General features: G+C 44.1%; 2 protein-coding genes and 1 pseudogene. 1 reads left to right on the top strand and 2 read right to left on the bottom strand.

Translation table 11 applies throughout. The features are described 5' to 3' along the window. Both IM509_RS15505 and IM509_RS15500 read right to left on the bottom strand, forming a co-directional pair. Positions 1-283, bottom strand: a pseudogene (locus IM509_RS15505) (ISNCY family transposase); the annotation flags it as partial. A gap of 463 nt (positions 284-746) precedes the next feature. Beyond that, the gene (locus IM509_RS15500; protein ID WP_052277272.1) at positions 747-1,502 is read right to left on the bottom strand and encodes an amino acid ABC transporter ATP-binding protein; all 756 of its coding nucleotides are present in this window, start codon (positions 1,500-1,502) and stop codon (positions 747-749) included. Between the two features lie 198 nt (positions 1,503-1,700). Here IM509_RS15500 and IM509_RS15495 point away from each other — a divergent pair, with 198 nt between their 5' ends. After that, entirely contained in the window at positions 1,701-3,212 is a 1,512-nt protein-coding gene (locus IM509_RS15495) for an ABC transporter permease subunit (RefSeq protein ID WP_052277271.1), read from the top strand. The last annotated feature ends 238 nt before the right edge of the window (positions 3,213-3,450 follow it).

The following is a 3,450-nucleotide window of genomic DNA, read 5'->3' as shown; positions in this document are numbered from 1 at the left end:
CCTCGTCAGGAAATTCGTTCGAGCAAGAGTTGATCAATTAATTGTTTGGTTTCGTCAGAGACGGTTTTATTAGTGGGATTGATCACAAACGGTTGACCACATTCTTTACCTTGACGTTTGGGTTTTCCATTATGAATAGAATCATTCTTGATAGTATGGTGAGAACCACAACGCTTGACAGGGGAATAGAGGTGAACTAGGGGGGGGTATTTTGTTCGGTGCTAGACTGATATTTGAGTAAGCCAGACAGGAGCCAGAAAAAGATATTTATCAGAAAAGTCATGAGCAAGCTAGAGGTTTAAAGACTGATCGGGTTCCAATTATTTTTATTCATAAATATTTTACACAATTCATACCAGGGAAGCAAGAGGGCTACGGCACTACTACCAAATCATTACCAAAAACCTTGCATTATCCTTCTTATAGTATATAAACTGGTACAAAAAAAGAGGGCAACAAAGCCTGAAACGACCGACGACCGGCTACTGACGACCGACTCCTACCCCCACGAAAAACTTTTTGCCGCAAACCCTATTTATTTCAAAATGAGAATTGCTGGGAGCCGGATACGGCGAAAGTCGTAAGTCCGGTTTTGAAGCGGGGGGTGGGAAGGCGACTTCCTGCTCTACTGTAACGGGAGAAGGGGAGATGGGAGAATAAATAAAAATAGTCGACCGTCTCCTGTCGACCGTCTCCTGTCGACCGTCTCCTATCGACCGTCTCCTATCTCCTGAATTGAGCAAACCCTAATTACTATTGATGCGACTTAAAAAGGCTTGTAAGCGCTCGCTGTGGGGATTATTAAAGAAGGTGTCGGGATCACCTGCTTCTTCGATGACACCTTGATTAAAGAACAAAACCTTGTTAGAGACCTCCTTAGCGAACTGCATTTCGTGGGTGACGACTACCATAGTCATCCCCTCATCGGCCAATTGACGCATAACGTTTAACACTTCCCCGACTAATTCCGGATCCAAGGCCGAAGTGGGTTCATCAAATAAAATCACCTCTGGTTTCATGCAGAGACTGCGAGCGATCGCCACCCGTTGTTTTTGGCCTCCCGATAATTGGTCGGGATAAACATCGGCTTTTGGGGCCAAACCCACCTTTTCCAGATAATGAATTGCCGTATCCTTAGCCTCATTTTCCGAGTGGTGTAACACTTGCTTGGGGGCCAACATCAAGTTTTGTAAAACGGTGAGATGGGGAAAAAGATTGAAGTGTTGAAACACCATACTTACCCGGCTGCGTAAATTGCGGAGGACTGATTGATTTAACTTCGGGGAAGAGATGTCAATTCCCATCACCTCCAAGCGGCCACCGTTAATTGTTTCCAAACGATTGAGACAGCGTAAAAAGGTACTTTTGCCGCAGCCAGAGGGACCGATTACCGATACCACGTCCCCTTGATAAAGAGTGCCTGTAACTCCTTTAAGTACCTCTAAAGAGCCGTAACTTTTGCGTAAACCTTCACTAACAATCACAGGGGTGGTAGTGGTCATGATGTCCTCTCGTAAAAAATTTTACATTCTGTATAAAGGTATCGAGATTAGTTTCTGCTAGATTGTATCCTTGACGACATTTTATCAAGAGGAATAATCATAATACTCAAATAGTCTCTCTACATCTGTCTTAGGTGAGGAGTAAGACCAAATCCTTAACTTAATTGAGTAAAAAAATCAAGGAGAAACAATTAAAAAATGATTAAATTTTGGCGAGGGCGGGCGGTGCAGAGAGTCATCTTTGCCTTGTTAGGATTAGTCTTGGCGCTCGGATTAACTGTTATTCCCGCTTTTTCTCAGACTCCTCCTAATCCTTTTCGAGTCGCCACAGAAGCGACTTTTCCACCCTTTGAATTTCAACAAGGGGGACAATTAACCGGGTTTGATATCGATTTAATGCGGGCAATTGGCAAGGAAGCTGATCTCAACATTGACTTTAGAAATTTACCCTTTGATGGTATTATTCCGGCCCTACAAGCAAGAACAGTGGAAGCCGCTATTAGTGGCATGACAATCACCGCCGAACGCGCCCAAGCGATTTCTTTTTCTCGACCTTATTTTAGGGCTGGTTTAGCGATCGCTGTTCGGGAAGATAATAAGACGATTAGAAATTTTGAAGACTTAAAAGGCAAAAAAATTGCCGTCCAAATTGGCACTACGGGAGCCTTAGAAGCGACAAAAATACCGGGGGCAACAGTTAGTCAATTTGACTCGGCGGCTTTAGCTTTGCAGGAATTAATTAATGGTCGAGTTGAGGCGGTAGTTAACGATAAACCCGTGACTTTGTATGCAATTAAACAAGCGGGTTTACGGGGAGTAAAAGTAGTCGGAGAATTATTAACGGAGGAATTCTACGGGATTGCTTTACCCAAAAATTCCCCCTATCTCCAATTAATTAATGATGCTCTCGGTCGAGTTATAGAAAGTGGTCAGTACGATGTTATTTTTCGGGAATGGTTTGGAGAAAAACCGCCGGTCTTACCCTTAGTTGCCCCAGCTTTAAAGAATTTACAGGAATCGAGGTTTAACTGGGGAGAATTATTCTATAACCTGATTGTGAAAGGGGTTCCCTGGACAATTCTGTTAACGGTTCTGTCTTTTCTTTTCGGGTTAATCGGTGGAACTTTAGTGGCTATTGCCCTGATTTCTCCCTACAAATGGTTAAAAATAATTTGCCGCATATATGTGGATTTCTTTCGGGGAACACCGATGCTGGTGCAATTATTCTTGATCTATTTTGGTTTGCCCGGGTTGTTCCGAGAAATTGGCTTAAATATCGACTTAGATCGTTTACCGGCGGCCCTATTTGCCCTAAGTTTAAATGTGGCGGCCTATTTAGCTGAAATTATGCGCGGCGGTATTCAATCGATCGATAATGGTCAATGGGAAGCTTGTTCTAGTTTAGGAATGTCCCCAGTGCAAACCATGCGCGAGGTGATTTTTCCCCAAGCTTTTCGCCGGATGTTGCCACCCTTGGGGAATGAATTTATTACCCTAATTAAAGATACCAGTTTAGCGGCAGTAATCGGTTTTGAAGAATTATTCCGGCAAGGTCAATTAATGGTAGCCACTACCTATAAAGCTTTCGAGATTTATATCGCTGTTGCTTTAGTTTATTTGGTTTTAACTACCCTTTCCTCTGTGGTATTTAAGCGCTTAGAGATTTATATGGATCCCCTACATAAATCTAAACAGGAACAGAAAGCTTAGGGGCAACAGATGGGAACTGTTAACGGAGGCAGGAGGCAGGAGGCAGGAGGTAGGAGGCAGGAGGTAGTTAAGTAGGTAGGCGTTAAAAATTATCAGACACCCCCCTTATCAAGGGGGATCCCCCCGCCTATCGGCACCCCCCTTATCAAGGGGGATCCCCCCGCCTATCGGCACCCCCCTTATCAAGGGGGGCAGGGGGGATCGGCACCCCCCCTTATCAAGTAGGGCTGTTTCATTT

Source organism: Microcystis sp. M31BS1, assembly GCF_020245285.1.
Classification (GTDB): Bacteria; Cyanobacteriota; Cyanobacteriia; order Cyanobacteriales; family Microcystaceae; genus Microcystis; species Microcystis panniformis.
Note: the sequence above shows the minus strand (reverse complement) of the source record. Positions and strands in the feature narration are given on the sequence as shown.